The following is a 2,158-nucleotide window of genomic DNA, read 5'->3' as shown; positions in this document are numbered from 1 at the left end:
TCGTCCTCGTACCGGGTGCCGTGGGAGTTCGGCGACGAGGCGGTGGACGTGGCCCGTCGGTTCACCCGGCTCAAGCACCGGCTGATGCCGTACCTGTACGGCGCCGCCGTCGAGGCCCACCGCACCGGCGTCCCGACCATGCGGCCGCTGCTGCTGGAGTTCCCGGACGACCCGACCGCCCGGGTGGTGGACCGCGAGTACCTGCTGGGCCCGGACCTCCTGGTCGCGCCGGTCTTCGCCGCGGACGGAGAGGTCGAGTACTACGTGCCCGAGGGCACCTGGACCCGCTTCCTCACCGGGGAGACGGTCACCGGGCCCGCCTGGCGCCGGGAGACCCACGGCTACGACAGCCTTCCGCTCCTGGTGCGCCAGGGCGCGGTGCTGGCCCTCGGGGCGGACGAGACCCGCCCGGACGGCGCGTGGCTCGACGACCTCGAACTCCGGGTGTACGCCCCGGAGGGGACGGGCGACTTCACCCGCACGGTGACCGTCCCCGACCACACGGGCGCGGTCGCCGCGACGTACGAAGTGGTCCGAGAGGGCGGCGAGGTCCGCGTCACGACCGACACGGACCGGCCGTACACGGTCACGGTCGTAGGCTGATCCTTCGGGCCGGCCCCGCCCGGGGCCGGCCCACCGGCACGAGAGTCGCGAAGGTGGAGTCATGGGTGAGCTGCTTCTGATCCGGCACGGTGAGACGGAATGGTCCCGCTCCGGGCAGCACACGAGCCACACGGACCTGCCCCTGACCGACCTGGGCGAACGCCAGGCCCGCGCGCTCCTCCCGGTCCTCTCCGAACGCCGTATCGGTCTGACCCTGGTCAGCCCCCTCCTGCGCGCCCGCCGCACCGCCGAGCTGGCCGGCCTGGCCGCACCCCGGGTGACGCCGGACCTGCACGAGTGGGACTACGGGGCGTACGAGGGCGTCACCACGGTCGAGATCCGCCGCACCCGGCCCGACTGGAACCTCTGGACCGACGGTGTCGCCCCCGGCCCCGCGGACCACCCCGGCGAATCCCCGGACGAGGTCGCGGCCCGCGCGGACCGGGTCCTGGCCGAGGTCCGGGCGGCGGCCTCCCGTATCGGCGACGACGACATCGCCCTGGTCGCGCACTCCCACTTCCTGCGCGTCCTCACGGCCCGCTACCTGGGCCTGCCGGCCACCGGCGGCGAACTGTTCCAGCTCGCCACGGGCGCGGTCTCCCGCCTCGGCCGGGAGCACGGCAAGCCGGTCATCACGGCGTGGAACGTCGCCATCCCGAAGAGCCTCTTCGACGCGGCGGGGTGCTGAGCGGGACCCGCCGGCTCGGCCCGTCGCTTCCGGCCGCAGGGCGTCCCGCACGCGCTCCGAGGCCCCGCGACGCGATCGGCGTGCGCCTCGTACGCCCACGCCGGGCGCCCGGACACGCGGACGGCCGGTACCTCGCCCCCGGGGTACCGGCCCGTTCCGTGCGTCGGCCGCTCTCAGGCGGCCTGCTTCTTCAGCGAGGTGAGGTGGGCGAAGACGACGACGTTGGCCGAGTAGCCGTTCTTCTTGTCGAAGCGTCCGCCGCACGTCATGAGCCTGAGTTCCGGGCGGCCGGTGGCGCCGTACACCTTGTCGTCCGGGAACTCTTCCTTCGTGTACGTCTTCACCTCGTCGACGCTGAACACCGCGGTCTTCTTGTCCGCCCGGGTGACCTTCACCGTGTCGCCCCGGCGCAGCGCGTTGAGGTTGAGGAAGATCGCCGGGCCCGTCTCGGTGTCGCGGTGGCCGACGATCAGGGAGGTGCCCGCCTCCCCTGGCGACGGGCCCTTCTCGTACCAGCCCACCAGTTTCGGCTTGCTCAGCGGCGGGGCGCCGAGCCGGCCCTTCTTGTCGAGGCCGAGGCCGGTGACCGGGGCCTCGATGAAGATGGCGGGGACGGCGACCTTCACCGGCCGGGAGTGCACCAGGGGCGCGTGCGAGGCCGGTACCTTCTCCGGCGGCTTGTGCGGCGCCCGTCGGAACGGCGCCGCCCCGCCGCCCGCGGCGTCAGCGCCGCGGGCGGCGGTGACCGACGGGTCGTCGGACGAGTCCGAGCTCGCCCAGACGATGCCGGTCACCAGCGAGAAGGTCACGGACAGCGTCATCGTGAGACGGCACGCGCGACTCGGGCCCTGTCTCTTATACACATCT

At 73.5% G+C, this 2,158-nt stretch carries 3 protein-coding genes; 2 read left to right on the top strand and 1 reads right to left on the bottom strand.

Annotated features, from left to right (window positions below; genetic code table 11):
- Positions 1-603: TIM-barrel domain-containing protein (locus IH13_RS0119980; RefSeq protein ID WP_031086341.1), on the top strand; the 603-nt coding region annotated here is incomplete at its 5' end.
- A 61-nt stretch (positions 604-664) separates the two neighbouring features.
- The gene (locus tag IH13_RS0119975) at positions 665-1,291 is read left to right on the top strand and encodes a histidine phosphatase family protein (protein WP_031086340.1); all 627 of its coding nucleotides are present in this window, start codon (positions 665-667) and stop codon (positions 1,289-1,291) included.
- A gap of 173 nt (positions 1,292-1,464) precedes the next feature.
- On the opposite strand, the gene IH13_RS0119970 is transcribed toward IH13_RS0119975, so the two are convergent.
- Entirely contained in the window at positions 1,465-2,112 is a 648-nt protein-coding gene (locus IH13_RS0119970; protein WP_031086339.1) for a class F sortase, read from the bottom strand.
- Positions 2,113-2,158: the final 46 nt, after the last annotated feature.

This window comes from Streptomyces sp. NRRL WC-3549, assembly GCF_000721935.1.
GTDB lineage: Bacteria > Actinomycetota > Actinomycetes > Streptomycetales > Streptomycetaceae > Streptomyces.
The sequence above is the reverse complement of the archived record's forward strand: the minus strand, read 5'-3'. Positions and strand labels throughout refer to the sequence as shown.

Excerpts from the sequence above, each read along its gene's own strand:
- IH13_RS0119975 (WP_031086340.1), top strand. The coding sequence starts at position 665 with ATGGGTGAGCTGCTTCTGATCCGGCACGGTGAGACGGAATGGTCCCGC.
- IH13_RS0119970 (WP_031086339.1), bottom strand. The coding sequence starts at position 2,112 with ATGACGCTGTCCGTGACCTTCTCGCTGGTGACCGGCATCGTCTGGGCG.